Source organism: Proteiniphilum sp. (genome assembly GCF_034331125.1).
Lineage (GTDB): Bacteria > Bacteroidota > Bacteroidia > Bacteroidales > Dysgonomonadaceae > Proteiniphilum > Proteiniphilum saccharofermentans.
The window spans coordinates 125,340-142,847 of sequence record NZ_JAXQGC010000011.1; the positions used below are offsets into that span (position 1 = coordinate 125,340).

At 42.9% G+C, this 17,508-nt stretch carries 12 protein-coding genes and 1 tRNA gene; 9 read left to right on the forward strand and 4 right to left on the reverse strand.

The features are described from left to right. Positions 1-7 precede the first annotated feature (7 nt). From U2P89_RS03525 to U2P89_RS03545, 5 genes are all read left to right on the forward strand, one after another. Positions 8-1,738, forward strand: a complete 1,731-nt coding sequence (locus U2P89_RS03525; RefSeq protein WP_076928237.1) for a DEAD/DEAH box helicase — start codon at positions 8-10, stop codon at positions 1,736-1,738. Between the two features lie 178 nt (positions 1,739-1,916). Further along, the gene (locus tag U2P89_RS03530; protein WP_322190638.1) at positions 1,917-4,625 is read left to right on the forward strand and encodes a TonB-dependent receptor; all 2,709 of its coding nucleotides are present in this window, start codon (positions 1,917-1,919) and stop codon (positions 4,623-4,625) included. A 47-nt stretch (positions 4,626-4,672) separates the two neighbouring features. Then, a complete protein-coding gene (locus tag U2P89_RS03535; RefSeq protein ID WP_322190639.1) occupies positions 4,673-5,821 on the forward strand; it encodes a hypothetical protein in 1,149 nt (382 codons plus the stop codon). Positions 5,822-5,944: 123 nt separating this feature from the next. Beyond that, entirely contained in the window at positions 5,945-6,430 is a 486-nt protein-coding gene (locus U2P89_RS03540; RefSeq protein ID WP_322190640.1) for a toxin-antitoxin system YwqK family antitoxin, read from the forward strand. A gap of 204 nt (positions 6,431-6,634) precedes the next feature. After that, positions 6,635-8,845 (forward strand): inorganic phosphate transporter, encoded by a 2,211-nt coding sequence (locus tag U2P89_RS03545; protein WP_322190641.1) that lies wholly within the window; start codon positions 6,635-6,637, stop codon positions 8,843-8,845. Between the two features lie 156 nt (positions 8,846-9,001). On the opposite strand, the gene U2P89_RS03550 is transcribed toward U2P89_RS03545, so the two are convergent. Both U2P89_RS03550 and glmS read right to left on the reverse strand, forming a co-directional pair. Next, the gene (locus tag U2P89_RS03550) at positions 9,002-9,364 is read right to left on the reverse strand and encodes a carboxypeptidase-like regulatory domain-containing protein (RefSeq protein WP_313380940.1); all 363 of its coding nucleotides are present in this window, start codon (positions 9,362-9,364) and stop codon (positions 9,002-9,004) included. A gap of 129 nt (positions 9,365-9,493) precedes the next feature. Continuing rightward, positions 9,494-11,335, reverse strand: a complete 1,842-nt coding sequence (gene glmS, locus U2P89_RS03555; RefSeq protein ID WP_076931937.1) for a glutamine--fructose-6-phosphate transaminase (isomerizing) — start codon at positions 11,333-11,335, stop codon at positions 9,494-9,496. A gap of 281 nt (positions 11,336-11,616) precedes the next feature. On the opposite strand from glmS, the gene U2P89_RS03560 reads away from it, so the two are divergent. Both U2P89_RS03560 and U2P89_RS03565 read left to right on the forward strand, forming a co-directional pair. Continuing rightward, entirely contained in the window at positions 11,617-11,787 is a 171-nt protein-coding gene (locus U2P89_RS03560; protein WP_019538195.1) for a hypothetical protein, read from the forward strand. Between the two features lie 415 nt (positions 11,788-12,202). Next, a complete protein-coding gene (locus U2P89_RS03565) occupies positions 12,203-13,537 on the forward strand; it encodes an NADP-specific glutamate dehydrogenase (RefSeq protein WP_322190642.1) in 1,335 nt (444 codons plus the stop codon). Between the two features lie 108 nt (positions 13,538-13,645). Here the strand turns inward: U2P89_RS03565 and U2P89_RS03570 are convergent, their stop codons facing one another. Continuing rightward, positions 13,646-15,001, reverse strand: a complete 1,356-nt coding sequence (locus U2P89_RS03570) for a gluconate:H+ symporter (protein WP_322190643.1) — start codon at positions 14,999-15,001, stop codon at positions 13,646-13,648. Between the two features lie 45 nt (positions 15,002-15,046). Continuing rightward, on the reverse strand, positions 15,047-16,333 hold the full coding sequence (locus U2P89_RS03575) for a Gfo/Idh/MocA family oxidoreductase (protein WP_322190644.1): 1,287 nt from the start codon (positions 16,331-16,333) through the stop codon (positions 15,047-15,049). A 250-nt stretch (positions 16,334-16,583) separates the two neighbouring features. Here U2P89_RS03575 and U2P89_RS03580 point away from each other — a divergent pair. Together U2P89_RS03580 and U2P89_RS03585 are read left to right on the forward strand one after the other, a co-directional pair. Further along, positions 16,584-16,657, forward strand: a tRNA-Arg gene (locus U2P89_RS03580). Between the two features lie 274 nt (positions 16,658-16,931). Beyond that, positions 16,932-17,390, forward strand: a complete 459-nt coding sequence (locus U2P89_RS03585) for an Arm DNA-binding domain-containing protein (protein ID WP_322190645.1) — start codon at positions 16,932-16,934, stop codon at positions 17,388-17,390. Positions 17,391-17,508 lie beyond the last annotated feature (118 nt).

Here is a 17,508-nt window from a genome sequence, read left to right on the forward strand (position 1 = left end):
TATAAAAATGAGTACATTTGAAGAATTGGGAGTTATTCCGGAGATCCGGCAGGCTATTACGGAATTGGGATTTGAAAATCCTATGCCGGTACAGGCGGAAGTGATCCCACAATTGCTTTCCCATAAGAGAGACATTATTGCCCTGGCACAGACCGGTACGGGCAAGACGGCTGCATTCGGCATTCCTGTCATTCAGAAAACAGATCTTTCACTGTTATCACCGCAAACGGTAATCCTTTGCCCTACCAGGGAGTTATGCCTGCAAATAGCAGGAGACCTTACCGATTTTTCCACCTATGTGGAAGATTTGAAAATACTTCCTGTATATGGCGGATCGAGTATCGAAAGCCAGATACGGACATTAAAGAGAGGGGTTCACATCATCGTGGCAACCCCCGGCCGGCTTATCGACCTGATTAACCGAAAAACGGTTTCGTTGAAACATGTACATACTATTGTACTGGATGAAGCCGACGAGATGTTGAACATGGGCTTTTCGGAAAGTATTGATGAGATCCTTTCGAGTGTGCCTGAAAGTCGTTCTATGCTGCTCTTCTCGGCTACAATGCCGAAGGAGATCGAGAAGATCACCCGTAAATATATGAGTGATCCGGTTGAGATCACCATCGGCAGAAAAAATGAAGGCGCCCAAAACGTGAGGCATCTCTATTATATGGTGCATGCCAAAGATAAATATCTGGCGTTGAAAAGGATTGTGGATTATTATCCCAATATATACGGAATTGTTTTTTGCCGCACCAGAAAAGAGACCCAGGAGATTGCCGACAAACTCATGCAGGACGGATATGATGCCGATTCATTGCATGGCGACCTGTCGCAGGTACAACGGGACTATGTGATGACTAAGTACAGGAACCATAATCTTCAGATACTGGTTGCTACCGACGTGGCTGCACGGGGATTGGATGTGGATGATGTAACCCATATCATTAACTTCGGGTTACCCGACGATTATGAAGTATATACTCACCGTAGCGGCAGAACCGGTCGTGCCGGGAAGACGGGAACCTCTATTTCCATTATCCATATAAAAGAAAAAGGAAAGATCGCGCAGATCGAAAAACTGATCAATAAACAATTTGAAAAACGGACTATCCCCAAAGGAGATCTTATCTGTGAAAAACAATTGTTCAATTTTGTGGATAAGATTGAGAAAGTAAAGGTCAACGAAGAGGAGATCGACCGGTTGTTACCCTCTATTTTCCGTAAATTGGAGTGGCTTGAAAAAGAGGATATCATCAAACGGGTGGTATCGCTTGAATTCAATCGTCTGATTGAATATTACCGTCAGGCGGAGGAGATCTATGAACCGGAAGAGAGATCATCGAAGGGCAGGAGAGAGGATGCACGTTCGGAGAGAGGGGGCAGACGCCAGCACAACGGAGTAGTCCAGCCTGAGAAAGGGTATGCACGCCTGTTTATCAATATAGGGAAAATGGATGGAGTGAATCCTGCTACACTGATGGGTTTTATCAATGAACATGTAAAAGGTAAAGTGCCGGTAGGCAGGATCGACCTGATGAAGAATTTCTCCTTTTTCGAAATACCGGAAGAACTTGCCCCGAAAGTGGTAAAAGCCTTCAAGGGGATGTATATCGAAGACAGGAGACTGGTTGTTGAAGTCTCTCGGGATGAAAACAGACCACAAAAGGAGAAGAAGCAATTCTTTGAATCTTTCGAAGGGAAGAAAAAGAAAAAACATAAGCAGAAAAGATAACCGGAAGAGATAAACCGGAGAACGGAATTTTCTTGTGTAGGGGTATTTCACGATGTGATTTACCCTATTTTGTTTTATATCATCCCTTAAATCTTAATAACAATGTAACTGAACCGTAATCGATCTGTAACATTTATAAGTGACCTTTGTGCCGAAAATCTAACGTAAGGAGTAATTTGTGAGATATAGATTTGATTTGTCAAAATTGTCCGTCTTATTATTTTTTCTTGCCTTTCCGGTATACGCTTATTCCCAGACAGGCACTATCAAAGGAAAAATCCTGGACGCCCAAACCAATGAGCCGCTTATAGGTGCATCGGTACTGATAGAAGGAACTACCAACGGCGCTGCTGCCGATTTAGACGGAAATTATATCATCCATAATGTGGATGCAGGCAGTTACACGCTTATCGCATCGTATGTTGCCTATCAGAGTGAGACAAAAACCGGTGTTGTCGTTGGAGAAAATAATGAAATCACAGTCGATTTTTTGTTGAATTCAGATGATATCAGCCTGCAGGAAGTGGAGGTTGTAGCACGGGCAAACCGCGAGAGTGAAAATATCCTGTTGATGGAACAACGGCAGGCACTGCTTGCCACGCAGGCCGTCGGTGCGCGGGAACTGTCGAGAAAGGGAATCGGTGATGCGCAGGCGGCAGTCGCCCAGGTATCCGGTATTTCCCGTCAGGAAGGAGTTAAAAATGTGTTTGTCCGGGGATTGGGAGACCGCTATAATGTGACTTTGCTCAATGGTTTTGCTATTCCATCGGAAGATCCGCAATACAAGAATATTGCGCTTGAGTTTTTCGGAACCGATATTATTCAAAATATAAGTGTAAATAAGGTATTCAGCAGCAGCGACTACTCCGATGTGGGTGGTGCCAGCATTAATATCATTTCAAAAGAGTTGGTAGGCGACCGTGCTTTGTCGCTGGATCTTTCCGGTGGTGTGAACAGTGCTGCAGCAGGTAGTGATTTTTTACGACAGGACGGTTCCGGCTATTTTGGTTTTGCCAATACCAGTCGACCTTCCGATAACCAGTATAATTTTCCTAATAGCCTTAATCCGAAAGAGGTCTCAATGCCGTTGAACCATAGTTATGGTATTTCCGGCGGCAAATCATTCCGGTTGGGTGAAAACAACAATCCATTATCATTCTTTGTAGTAGCTTCTCATAGTACAGATTATTCCTATACCGAAGAGATTGTTCGTAATACGACGACCGACGGAACCATCTGGCAGGATCAGACCGGAGATAAATTTTCGCAAAACACCAATCAACTGGTTCTTGCAAACGCACTTCTCGGTCTCAACCGCAAACACAATCTACAATATAATTTTATGCTGGTTCATGCCAATGATCAATATGTAGGTGAATACAGCGGGTACAATTCGGAACGTCATCAGGGAAGCCCTACCTATATGGGCTTTTCAAGAAGGCAACAAACCAATGACAATCTATTGTTTGTCAATCAGTTATTGTCTGACTGGAAACTGACTAATTCACTAAAACTTGATGTGGGTATTTCTTACAATACAATAAAAGGGTTGGAGCCTGACCGAAGGGAAAATTATTTCTCTTTAAAAGAGGATAATTTGTATGATCTGACCAGAAGCAACAGGAACAAACGTTTCTTTTCCGAACTGAAGAACAATGATCTGAATGCAAAAGCCGCACTTACTTTTAAACTCAAAAACCGCTTAGGAACAGATAATTCACAATTGAAAATCGGCTATAGCGGACGTTTTGTGGATGACAAATTCGAAGCAATAGAATATAATTTCAGTCCGTTGGGTATGCCAAGTTTATCTATTGAAAATCTGGATATGGATCAGCTGTTCGAGCAAAACCTGGCTAACGGGCAGTTAACGATGACAGTCGGTGATCCGAATTCATATCACGTGACGAAACAGATCCATTCCGCCTTTGCCGAAGCATCCTATCCGCTCTCAAAAGTGCTAACCGGTAACATAGGATTACGTATGGACAGGGTGGATTTGACCGTAGAGCATCATGTTACACATGTTGCCCCCGGTAAAGAGGCCATCAAAAAGAATTATTTCCTGCCAAGCCTCAATTTAAAATATGACCTGAACGACAAAAACAGTGTACGTTTCGGTGCGAGCAAAACATACACCCTGCCGCAATCGAAGGAGATCTCTCCCTACCAATATGTGAATATTTCGTTTGCCGACCAGGGTAATCCTGATCTGAAACCTTCGGATAACTATAATGTAGATCTGAAATGGGATTTTTATATGAATCCCGGCGAATTGTTATCTGTTACAGGTTTCTATAAATATATTGTTAATCCGATCGGACGGGTAGACCAGGGAAACTCTGCCGGGCTGCTTACCTACGACAATATAAGCGACCATGCACTGGTGGGAGGTGTAGAACTGGAACTTCGGAAGAACATCTTTAATCGGTTCAATAGTGAGCGGGAGCAGATGAACAGACTCTCTGCCGGATTAAATGCTTCTTATATCTACACCAACCTCCGATTGGAGGTACTCAATACGGATCCCAGAAATACAGGGTTAGAAGGTGCCTCGCCATTCCTTGCCAATTTCGATCTCTCTTATAACTATACAAAGAAAGAAAAGAGTTTTGTGGCTTCCCTTATTTTCAACTATTTCAGTGACCGGATCCATACAATCGGAGCAAGAGGTTTCAATGATATTATCGAAGAGGGAGTTCCCACGCTCGACTTTGCCTCATCCTACAACTTTAATAAACAGTTTTCTTTAAAACTCAGGGCATCCAATCTATTGAATGCTTCTTACAGGTTGTCGAGGGAAAGCAGTACGGCGAATGAAAATGTGATACTCAATGAATTCAGGAAAGGACAGAATATCAGTTTAGGTGTGAGTTATCAATTTTAATTACAGCATATTTTATTATATTATTTATTTACTAATTGATTAACAAGATGAAAAAGATTTTTTTTAGTTTTTTGATGTTTACCGCGATGTTGACACCGGTTGTGTTGACTTCCTGCGATGATAATGATGATCCGGATAATGGGCCTGTTGATGACAATAAACTATCCGGATCAATTCAGGATACAAGAACACTCGATGCCTCCGTGGAATATCTGTTGACCGGTCCGCTGATCGTGGAAGATGGTGCTACTTTGAATATTCCTGCAGGAACTACTATTAAAGCACAGAAAGGATTCGGAAGCTATATACTGGTATTACAGGGAGGGAAGATCAATGTGAACGGTACTGCTGACGCTCCTGTCACCATGACTGCCGATATCGAGAATGCAGCACAGGGACACTGGGGCGGATTGATCATCAACGGGAGAGCGCCTCTTTCGGGTGGTGAGACCGGTAAGACTGAAATCAATAACGCTTATACCTATGGTGGAACCAATGCTGCCGACAATTCAGGATCTATCACCTATTTGATACTTGCCTATACCGGAGCCCGTTCAAGCGCTGATGTGGAACACAACGGACTTACTCTTAACGGTGTGGGTAACGGTACTAAAATCGAGAACGTGTATATTCCCGATGGAGCCGATGACGGTATCGAATTTTTCGGCGGTTCTGTGAATGTAAAGAACCTGCTGGTGGTAAATTCCGATGATGATATGTTCGACTTTACACAAGGTTATAACGGAACACTGGAAAATGCTTATGGTATCTGGGAAGCCGGATATGTCAGCTCTGAAGAAGATCCCCGTGGAGTAGAAGCCGACGGTAACCTGGATGGAAACAACCCGGATCAGCAGGGCCAGTCCAACTTCACGATCAAAAATATGACTATTGACCTGCGTCTTGCTGCCAACACTGACGAAGGATATTATATGCACGACGTGTTGAAGATTCGTCGCGGAGCAAAAGCCACTATCGAAAATGCTTTGGTAAAAGGACAGGGGCAAGCAAAAGACCTTGTCGACATGACTGACGGAAAAGGAGCAGGTGATCCTACTTCTGTAATCAATATTACCAACTCATTGACAACCGCATTGAGTGGCGTAGAGAAGAACGGAACAGCCAATATAACTGTGGAAACGGGTAACGCCGGTTGTCCTACCGATATCTTTTCCTGGACAGGATATCAGTTTTAAAAATAATATGCTATTCAGAAGTAAAAAATACCTTGGTGTAAATCAAGGTGTTTTTTACTATTATAAAAATCTTGTTTCTACAATGTTCCACATGACCTTAGTATAAAAAATAAATATTGACTTATGAAGAATAAAATATGGCTATTCCTGGCCGGTTTTTGTATGATTGTGGTTCTGCCGGCACAGAAACCGCAGGACACACCGCAGTTATACCAATCGGGGGGAGTTTATTATCGGGACAGGGCGCAAACGGAACTCTATTCAGGAGATTACCGGGAGTATTACGAGAATAATACGATCAAGCTGGAAATGCAGATAAAAAACGGTCTGCCGGAAGGTCCTTATATTGTCTATTTCGAAAACCGGAAGCCCAAAGAGGTGCGTTCCTATAAAAATGGGAAACTACATGGTCTGTGGAGGAATTATGACTTATCGGGGCAGCTGATCTCCGAAGCTGAATACAGGAACGGACAAAAGCATGGGACATGGCGGATCTGGGATGAATTGGGAACACAACGGTATGAAATGAACTACTATGACGGTAAAAAGACCGGGATCTGGAAAATGTGGAATGATAAAGGAGAGTTGACAGATGAGAAAAGATATTGATAAGATTTACATAATGAAAATAAATTGGAGATACAGTTTCGAATTATCGCTGTAATCTTAATAATATTGTAACAGGATCGTAACCAATTTGTAACATTTATAAGAGACCTTTGTGCCCAAAATAATTCGGCACTAAATGGACCCTATTATTTAATCATTGTAATTATTCTTCTAGGCCTGGCAGCACTCGACCTCATCGTAGGTGTGGCAAACGATGCGGTCAACTTTCTCAATTCGAGTATCGGATCAAAAGTAGCACCCCTTTGGGTGATCCTCACGGTCGCCTCCATAGGAGTGATGATCGGGACGATGTTCTCCAGCGGGATGATGGAGATCGCCCGAAGTGGGGTATTTTATCCGGAGAAATTCACATTCCCGGCTATTATGATCCTGTTCCTGGCAGTGATGCTTACGGATGTTATTCTGCTTGACCTGTTCAATACGTTTGGATTACCTACTTCTACTACTGTTTCTTTGGTATTCGAACTACTTGGCGCAGCAGTGGCGGTTGCCCTGTTCTCCGTCTGGACTTCAGGATCGGGCGAACACATTGGCGAATTCCTTAACAGCGGGAAAGCCTTAGCTATTATCGGTGGTATATTTATTTCTATCGCTATTGCATTTGTAGCAGGTAGTGCCATTATGTATGTCTCCCGGTTAATATTTTCTTTCAATTATGTCAAGCCGTTCAAATACCTGGGCGCCATCTGGGGAGGTATTGCGCTTACAGCGATTACCTACTTTGCCATTTTTAAGGGATTAAAAGGAAGCGTGCTGGTAAGCCATGGTATGCTCGATTATCTGGAACATAATATGGGAACTGCCCTTCTGTATACTTTTATAGGATGGACGTTATTCATGGGGATACTTCAACATCTTTTCCGCGTAAAGATACTGAAAGTAATTGTGCTGACCGGAACCGCTGCATTGGCGAAGGCATTTGCCGGGAACGACCTGGTGAATTTTATCGGTGTATCCATGGCCGGCTACGATTCATTCCAGATAGCGCGGGAAGTGACTGCTTCAGGAGGTGATATCAATCAACTCCATATGGGTCGGTTGTCAGAACCGGTCGTCGCCAATATCTGGTGGTTGCTGGTTGCCGGAGTGATCATGGTGTTGGCACTTTGGTTTTCCAAAAAATCCCGGGCAGTCACCGAAACGGAAGTAAATCTTGCCCGGAAAGGAGACGGAGTGGAGCGATTCTCCTCATCACCTCTTTCACGTCACATGGTAAGGAGCAGCCTCAATTTTAGTAAATCGATCAGTAAGATAATACCTGCATCATCAAAAAATTTCATTAATAAACGATTCGAACCGGTAGAACTGGAAAACAAAGCCTCTTTCGATTTGATACGGGCATCCGTCAATCTTACTATTGCGGCTTTGTTGATCTCGCTCGGGACATCGTTGAAATTACCTTTGTCCACCACTTATGTTACTTTTATGGTGGCAATGGGAAGCTCCCTGGCCGACCGGGCCTGGGGACGGGAAAGCGCCGTGTACCGGATTAACGGGGTTCTTACGGTGGTAGCGGGTTGGCTACTGACAGCATTGGTAGCTTTCACTGCCTCCATGATCGTGGGGTTATTCCTGATGTGGGGTGGTAAGATCGCCCTCGCTGTCATGGTGTTCCTGGTTATCTTTATCCTGTTTAAATCGGGTAGATTACACTCTAAACTGAAATCCAAAGAACAGCAGCAACAACAAATCCTTTCCAGCGAACAACAACTGGTTGCATCCTGTAATAATGACGTGCACCTGATGCTGGAAAAAACGCTTTCGATCTATAAACGTATAGTAGAAGGATTGAAAGATGAGGATAGAAAGCTTGTAAAGAAGGCGATGGGTGAAGCCTATGAGTTGTATGAAAGATTCAAGGATAAACGGGATTATGAGGTGGTACCCACGCTGGAAAGCATACAACTCAATGCATTGGATCTTGAACAGGAATATGTGCAGTTGGTAGACTACTCCTATGAGATTACCAAATCATTGAAAGCAGTAACAGAGAATACATTCCAGTATATCGACAATAATCACACCGCATTCTCAAAAGAGCAGATTGAAGACCTGAAGGTCATTTATAAAATTCTTTCTGAAGCGTTTACAGAGTACGAAAAAATGGAAAAATCAGGTGATTACAGCCAATTTAGTCAGATAGTGAATATGCGGGAAACTATCCTGGATTTGAATCCCAAATTAACCAAACGTCAGATTAAACGGGTGAAAGCAGGAGAGTCGACTACCAGGAGCAGCATCCTTTTCCTGAATCTGGTCAATGAATCGAAAATCATCACACTGCAATCAAGTAACCTGATGAAGTCCCACCGTAACTTCAAGGCACAATACGCCAAGTCGGTATCAGAAAGAAAAAGCACGTCGTTGATAGGTAAGGTTCCTCTTGATATTTAAAGGCTTTGGTTTTAAATGTATAATTTCGCAGAATGATAATTACCTCGCGAATTCTGTTTAGTAATATTCATGGGTAGTATCTGGATTGAGTTTTCAGATAAAAAAAGAGAGATAGAATCTGAAAACCCTACCTCTCTTTACTTTTTTACCTGTTATTCATTTTTGCAGTAAACTAACGTTAAGGTTTTGATTTTTTGTAAGGTCGATTTCAGTTGTATAGGGTTCGTAAGAAATCAATTCAACCGTTAGTTCATATTTGCCGGGATTTACATCTGAGATGGTAAATTGACCCTCAAGGTCGGAATAATATTTCTTTCCGTCCACAATAATAGTCGCACCGGCAAGCGTCTCTTTGTTCTTATCGTCTACAACTGAGCCGGTCAGTTGTAACGCTTTCACATTTTCCACACGGTCTACCGCTGTGAACTCTTTACTTTTCTTTTCGCTGTTATTGTCAGTGAAAGCAAAAGCAGACACCGAAATCAATAGAGAGCAACCGAGTATTAATACAGATCTCATAATGGATGTTTTTTGTCAACTTAATCTATAAAACCACACAAAAATAGCGAGATAACACCATATGGGGCGTTACGTTTTGATTAAGTTATAGTTAAGTTTTTGTTACAGCCAAAACAATCCGGTATTTGCTTATTCAACCGTCACTGACTTTGCCAGGTTTCGAGGCTGATCCACATCGCATCCTTTTACCACCGCAATATGGTAGGCCAACAATTGAAGGGGAATAACCGAAAGCAGAGGGGCTAAGCAGGGCATGGTTGCAGGTACCTCTATGCTATGTGATGAAAGATTCTTTATTATATTATCCCCCTCGGTGACTATCGAAATGATCCTTCCTTTACGGGCTTTTATTTCCTGAATATTGCTCAACACTTTCCCGTAAGTTTCGGATTGGGTAGCAATGGCTATAACCGGCATTTCATTGCTGATAAGTGCTATAGGGCCATGTTTCATTTCGGCAGCAGGATAACCCTCGGCATGTATATAGGAGATCTCTTTTAGTTTCAGAGCTCCCTCCAATGCTATCGGAAAATTGTACCCTCGGCCCAGATAAATACAGTTGCTCGCATAGGTAAACGTTTTTGCCAGTTCGGCAATCTGGTCATTCTTCTTCAATACTTCACTTACCTTGTCCGGTATCAGGCTTAATTCCCGGATCAGTTTCAGGTATTCATCGTGTGAAATTGTTCCGTTCTCCTTTCCGATAAGGATAGCCAGCATGGTGAGGACGGTCACCTGTGCCGTGAAGGCTTTTGTAGAGGCTACACCGATTTCGGGGCCTACATGGGTATAACACCCTGAATGTGTATTTCTCGGAATAGATGAGCCTACTACGTTACAAATACCGAAAATAAATGCTCCGTGCTGTTTGGCAAGTTCTACCGCTGCCAATGTATCGGCAGTTTCCCCCGATTGTGAGATGGCGATCACAATATCATTTTTGTGGATTACCGGCTTCCGGTAGCGGAATTCAGATGAATACTCCACTTCGACCGGAATCCGGGCATATTCTTCGATTGCGTACATGCCGATCTGTGCAGCATGCCAGGAAGTACCGCAGGCAGTAATAATAATCCGTTTGGCATTCAGAAATTTCTCTCTGTTGTCGATGAAACCGGCCAAAGTAATATTATCCTTGTCGACATTCACCCTGCCCCGCATACAATCACTCAGGGAGTGAGGTTGCTCAAATATCTCTTTCAACATGAAATGGGGGTATCCTCCTTTCTCTAGTTGACTGAGGGTCAGCTCGAGTTGCTGGATCTGCGGAGTTTTATCGATATTACCTATTGTCTTTATCTTAAGCGGTTCGTTCCGTTTTATGGTGACAATTTCTTCCTCACCTATATAGGTGACCTTGTTAGTATATTCAATGATGGGCGTTGCATCGGAACCGATAAAATATTCATCTTCTCCTATGCCTATCACCAAAGGGCTACCCTTTCTGGCTGCCACGATCAGGTCCGGATGGTGTTTGTCGAGAACGGCAATGGCATAGGCTCCGACAACCTGACTCAATGCCAGCTGTACCGCAGTGGGCAGATCGGTGGCATTTGTTTTCTTCATATATTCTATCAACTGCACCAATACCTCTGTATCGGTTTCGCTCTGGAATGTATATCCCTCTTTCATTAACCCTTCTTTCAGAACCGTATAGTTTTCAATGATCCCGTTATGAATGATGGCGATTTCTTCCGATTGTGAATAATGAGGGTGCGCATTATTATGATTCGGCTCCCCGTGGGTTGCCCAGCGGGTATGCGCGATTCCGATCGTTCCTGCGATATCTTTTTGTTGTGCGAATTGCTCCAATTCGTCTACTTTTCCTTTTGCTTTGTACACTTTGAGGTGTTCATTATCGATCAACGCGATTCCGGCGCTGTCATATCCACGATACTCGAGCCTGTGGAGCCCTTTTATTAAAATGGGGTAAGCCTGTCTGTTCCCGATATATCCGACTATTCCACACATATATGATTAATTTTTTAATGGAAGATGATGAAAAAATAAACTGCAAAGGTGCAAAAATGCATTATCTTTTCGAAATATCAAAGAAAAAAGATGATAGATTATTTGATATTCTATATTAATGATCTAAATAGTATAATAATAGTATCTTTTTGATGGTTTTTTCTAAAAAAATGTGTCAAAAAGTTTACATACTAATTAACAGGTATATCCTGAATTTTAAACTAGAATGTTTTGCCTGAGTTGTATGAGTTCTTAACTTTGTGAGAACTATTTCTAAAAATATGGCAAGAAAGAAACTCTCTCAAACACAGATTGCATTTATCATTATCCTTTGGATTGTACTGGTTGTCTATATCCTTTTATATGCAACAATAACCCCGTTCACTGTTATCTCCATCCTGATGTCGGGGGTAATTGTTTTTATTCCTGTTTACAGAAATCTAAAAAAATAGCTGTTTTACTAACAGATTTAATAAAAAAACATGAAATATTTTTGTTTTAGAAATTTATTTCTACCTTTGCATTTCAAAGTGCTTATTTAATAACAGTATTTAGTTGTGAGGTTTTTTCAGGAAACCGGACTCTAATTGATTAGAACCGGGATCGTGATTATTGTGAGGCTTGCCCGGTTTATCTCAATGTACCGGAGGGCTTTCCATACGACCTTAGTGTAAAAAATTAATATTGACGTATGAAACGAGCAGGAGGATCATTCTTACACAAGAACATTATAGTATGCGAGTTCCATACACCAAAGTGAAAACAATAAAATAATCGTATGAAACGAGCAGGAGAACGTTTTTCCACAAGAACATGATAGTATGCGAGTTCCATACGACCTTAGTGTAAAAAAATTAATATTGACGTATGAAATCTTCAGAAGTTTTAGGTCTTCTAAAAAGGCGTTTTCCCAACGAGCCGGAATATCACCAGGCTGTGGAAGAAGTAGTGGAATCCATTGAGGATGTGTACAACGAGCATCCCGAGTTTGAAAAAGCAAACCTGATCGAGCGGTTGGTTATCCCCGATAAGATTCATTCTTTCCGTGTTACATGGGTCGATGATAAGGGTAATGTACAGACTAACATGGGTTACCGGGTACAGCATAACAATGCCATTGGGCCGTATAAAGGGGGAATTCGCTTTCACGCTTCGGTGTCGCCTTCTATTTTGAAATTCCTTGCTTTTGAACAGACATTCAAGAATGCACTTACTACATTGCCGATGGGTGGTGCCAAAGGTGGTTCCGACTTTTCACCACGCGGCAAGTCCGACGGGGAAGTGATGCGTTTCTGCCAGGCCTTTGTGGAGGGCCTATGGCGCGTGATCGGTCCCAATACTGATGTACCTGCCGGCGATATCGGCGTAGGTGGCCGTGAAGTGGGTTATATGTTTGGTAAGTACAAGAAGTTGGCCGAAGAATTCACCGGCACATTCACCGGAAAAGGGCGTGAATTTGGCGGTTCGCTCATTCGTCCCGAAGCTACCGGCTACGGTAATGTCTATTTCCTGCTGGAGATGCTGAAAACCCAGAATATCGATATCAAGGGAAAAAAATGTTTGGTTTCCGGATCGGGAAACGTAGCTCAATATACCTGCGAGAAACTGTTGGAATTAGGAGCTATTCCCGTCACCTTGTCCGATTCCGACGGTTATATCTATGATCCCGATGGCATCACGAAAGAGAAACTGGAATTTGTGATGGAACTGAAGAATCTCTATCGGGGACGCATCCGCGAATATGCGGAAGAATATGGATGCAAATATGTTCCCGGAGCACGTCCGTGGGGAGAAAAAGGGGATATCGCACTACCTTCGGCTACCCAGAACGAGATCGACCAGGCGGATGCCGAAGCGCTTGTAAAGAACGGTGTGATCGCTGTTTCCGAAGGAGCGAATATGCCGAGCACTCCTGAAGCTATCGCGGTTTTCCAGTCGAATAAAATATTGTATGCCCCTGGTAAGGCAGCAAATGCCGGTGGAGTGTCGGTGTCGGGATTGGAAATGACACAAAACTCAGAACGCTATAGTTGGTCGGCAGAACAAGTCGATGAAAAACTGAAATGGATCATGGCCAATATCCACGAAAATTGTGTGAAATACGGTAAAGAGAGCGACGGTTACATTAACTACGTAAAAGGCGCCAATATCGCCGGTTTTATGAAAGTAGCCAAAGCGATGATGAGCCAGGGTATCTTGTAATATCTGTACTTAATATAGAAAAAGCGGCTTCGGTCGCTTTTTTTGTGCTTTCAATTTATCTTCGCTCCACTTTCCGGGTCACAATCCAAATAAAAGGTGAGGTTTTCTCTAAAAAAATAAACTGGCTGTCAGCGTAAATATCAATCCGCAAAAAGCAATGATACTTTCCATTACAGTCCAGCTCTGCAGTGTTTGCTTTTCATTCATACCCAGGTATTTACCGACCAGCCAGAATCCGCTGTCGTTGACGTGCGACAGCAAGGTGGCACCTGAGGCAATGGCAATTACCACCAGGGCGCGTTGAGGATCGTTCAATCCGAATTCACTGATAATAGGAGCGATTATACTTGCTGCAGTGATCATTGCTACGGTAGCTGAACCCTGTGTTACCCGTACTACGGCTGCGATGAGCCATGCCAGCAGGATGGGCGGCAAAGGCGAGTTGGACATCGATTCTGCCATAACCTGTCCGATACCGCTATCTACCAATACTTGTTTCAATACACCACCAGCACCGGTAATCAGGATGATAATTCCCGCAGGCCCCAATGCTTTTGTACTTAAGTCGAGAATTTTCTGCTTGTCCATCCCTCTTTTTATGCACAAGAAATAGGTAGCAATAAGGGTGGCAATGATCAGTGCAGAAAAAGGATGTCCGATAAATTCCAGTACGTCGGTGAAGACCGATTTTCTCACAATTTCTTTCGAAACCGCTACAGTAGTAAATGTATTGAGGAGTATAAGTAGGAGTGGGATAGAGATGATAATCGCAATTAACCGGAATGAGGGATACGACTTTGTATCGAACTCCCTGGGAGTATCATCATCACTATAAGGAGGCATCAGGTGTATCTTTTGGGAGATATATTTTCCGAAGACAGGTCCTGCAATAATAGCTGTGGGAATTCCCAGAATAAATCCCATCAGAATAACCCATCCCAATTGGGCGTTGATAATATCAGCCACTGCTACCGGTCCGGGGGTGGGAGGAATGAAACTATGGGTGACCGCCAGACCGGCCAGCAAAGGTATGGCGTAATAGAGCAGCGAACGTTTGGTGTCGCGCGATAGGGCATACACAATAGGGACCAGAATGATAAACCCCACGTCGAAGAAGACAGGAATAGCGACAATAAAACCGGTCGTAACCATTGCCCATGGGGCTCTCTCTTTTCCAAACTTTCTTACCAAATAATCTGCCAGGGACTCAGCTCCTCCCGAACTTTCGAGCATCTGCCCGAAGATTGCTCCCAATCCGACTACTGTTGCTACAAAGCCAAGTGTCCCTGCCATCCCTTCCTGAATGGATTGGGTAATGTCGTTCAGCGGCATTCCCGAAACAATCCCTACATAAATGGAGGTGATCAGCAATGCAATAAATGCACTGATCTTGAGTTTCAAGACCATGAACAGAAGAATGGCTACTGCCGATAGGATGGCAAAGATTAAAAAGAGTGTCGACATGCTTGTCTGGTAGATTAAATGGATATCTGTAAGAAAGTTTGTTTATCAGTATGTCGGCCTTATATATCCTTGACGGTATGAACGTGCCGATAATTTTCTGGCGTTGTCATTCCCCGAAATTGTATTTCCGGTAGCATCCCATTTTACTTCACTGGCCGTTTCATACGAGATCATCGCTAACTGGACTGCAGCAGTCGATTGGAAGGCATCCTCAACTTTACAGCTTACCAGATTTTTATCTTTTGCCCTTACTGCATGGATAAATTCGGACAGATGTTTTTCCTGCATATCGGGTGTATCGATATCCATTACCTGCTGTTCCCGGTCTCTTCCCGCAGGTGTCAGTATCAGTTTATTGTCAGCAGCAAAAAGGGTTGCTTTCTCTCCATAGAAAAATATGCCGTTATTGAATTGAGGATTCAGGTCTCCGGTACCCCAAAGCCTGTGTTGCCAGACAACCGGGCAATCTTTGAAATGCATGGTTGCCAAAAGGGTATCGGGTGTAGTTATTCTTCCTTTCAGCACGTTGAGGCTTCCGGTAGCATGGATCGATTCAGGCATTTTGAAATCCATAATGGTACGGATAATATCTATATGATGGATACCCCAGTCAACCAGGTGACCATTGCCGTATTCTTTCTCCAGCCTCCAACTTCCGTGCCCGATGGATGGACTGTAGGGGAGTTTTGGGGCAGGACCGCACCATGCGTCCCAGTCCAGTGAAGAGGGTGGATCCTGCACAGTGGTATCTGCATTGCCCGGGTTGTAATGTATTTGTGCACCTATCTGTCGCACTCTGCCTATCTCTCCGGTTTGGATGAGTTCTCTGGCTTTTTGGAATGCTTTACTCTGACGACGTTGAAAACCGATCTGCACAATATTACCGGCCTTCCGTGCCGCTTCTATCATGGCTTTCCCTTCATCCACATCGTACGCCAGCGGTTTTTCACAGTAGATAGGTAGTCCTTTCTTGCAGGTTTCTATGAATTGCAGGGCATGCCAATGAGGAGGTGTTCCTATTAATATTGCATCCAACTCCGGCAGATTTAGCAACTCATAATAATCCTTAAACTCCTTTGGTTTTACTCCCTGTAATGTTTCCAGTTCGGTTGCACTATTTTTCAGATGGGCAGTATCCACGTCACAGATAGCAGCTATCTCCACTCCGCCTGCCTGCAGTGCCGCTTTAGCGATCACCATACCGTACCATCCGCTTCCGATAAGTCCGATCTTTAAATTAGAGGTATCCTGTGCAAACAACGGTGAATGAAATCCTGTTGCTACAGCGGCTGTTGCCAATGATGATTTTTTGATAAAGGTTCTTCTGTCCATATTGCTGAATTAAGAATCGGGTTAAGGAATATAATATCCTGAATAATGGATAGTTGTATTGTTAAAATCGTGCACTTTTTTTATTAACGTATGCTCCGGCAGAATGTTCAGTAATTAAAACAATTCTGTATACCCCTATTTTCTGCCAACAATAAGCCGAGGCAGCCGAATCCTACAAAGATATATAAATTAGCGATTCATAAATTTTTTTTATTCTGAGAATTGCGTTATTTTTGCAACCTTAAAGGAGGGTCCGGTAGCTCAGCTGGATAGAGCAACAGCCTTCTAAGCTGTGGGTCGTGGGTTCGAATCCCGCTCGGATCACTTGAAGCCTTGGACAAAAGGTGATAACAAACATACAAACCGTTCAAATTGAGATATTTGAGCGGTTTTTTGGTATATATATGGCTGGAAAGAAAGACGGGAAAAAGCCAAATAAAGCCATTTGTAATTTCCCTATTCGTACCCCCATTATAAAAAAGCCATTAGGGGGTACGAATTGTCCGACATTGGCAGTCTGCTGTCCACTTTAGGCTGGTCTGTATTTAGCTCAATTTTAAAGTATTAATCTACATTTGTAATTAAAAAAATTGAGTTTATGAAAAGTACATTTAACGTACTCTTCTTTATTAGAAGAGACAAAAAACGAAAAGATGGAACTTGCCCTATTATGTGCAGAATTACCATCGATGGTGTTGAAGCAAGATTTAACACAAAGGTCTATGTGAAAGACTCCAAGTGGAATGTAAAAGCAAATAGAATTTCAGGCAATAATGCTGAAAGTCGAAACATGAATGCAAGATTGGATGATATCAAAGCATCATTATATCGAATTTACCATGAAGTACAACGGTTTAATGTGGCAACACCTGAAATTATAAAAAATGAATTTTTAGGGTTTGATGAAAGTGGTGAGACAATTCTTGGTATCTATACAAAGCACATTCAAAATATCCATGAACTTATTGGAATATCAATAACAAAGGTGACTGTGCAAAGGTATAGAGCTGCAAGAAATCAAGCCAGGGAGTATCCCATGAACTGTGTAAGTTGGTAATCTGAAGGGTTCAAGCCCGGGCTTGAACCCTTCAGAAATTTTTATTAACTTACTGTAACCTTTCCTATTTGTAGGACAGTTCCAAGTTAGACAAAAGTATTAACTTTGTTTTGCATAG

What these genes read in the sequence shown, in the direction of transcription:
- U2P89_RS03540 (WP_322190640.1), top strand. Translation starts at nt 5,945, where the DNA reads ATGAAGAATAAAATATGGCTATTCCTGGCCGGTTTTTGTATGATTGTG.
- glmS (WP_076931937.1), bottom strand. Translation starts at nt 11,335, where the DNA reads ATGTGTGGAATAGTCGGATATATCGGGAACAGACAGGCTTACCCCATT.
- U2P89_RS03585 (WP_322190645.1), top strand. Translation starts at nt 16,932, where the DNA reads ATGAAAAGTACATTTAACGTACTCTTCTTTATTAGAAGAGACAAAAAA.
- U2P89_RS03560 (WP_019538195.1), top strand. Translation starts at nt 11,617, where the DNA reads ATGGCAAGAAAGAAACTCTCTCAAACACAGATTGCATTTATCATTATC.
- U2P89_RS03550 (WP_313380940.1), bottom strand. Translation starts at nt 9,364, where the DNA reads ATGAGATCTGTATTAATACTCGGTTGCTCTCTATTGATTTCGGTGTCT.
- U2P89_RS03525 (WP_076928237.1), top strand. Translation starts at nt 8, where the DNA reads ATGAGTACATTTGAAGAATTGGGAGTTATTCCGGAGATCCGGCAGGCT.
- U2P89_RS03570 (WP_322190643.1), bottom strand. Translation starts at nt 15,001, where the DNA reads ATGTCGACACTCTTTTTAATCTTTGCCATCCTATCGGCAGTAGCCATT.
- U2P89_RS03535 (WP_322190639.1), top strand. Translation starts at nt 4,673, where the DNA reads ATGAAAAAGATTTTTTTTAGTTTTTTGATGTTTACCGCGATGTTGACA.
- U2P89_RS03565 (WP_322190642.1), top strand. Translation starts at nt 12,203, where the DNA reads ATGAAATCTTCAGAAGTTTTAGGTCTTCTAAAAAGGCGTTTTCCCAAC.
- U2P89_RS03575 (WP_322190644.1), bottom strand. Translation starts at nt 16,333, where the DNA reads ATGGACAGAAGAACCTTTATCAAAAAATCATCATTGGCAACAGCCGCT.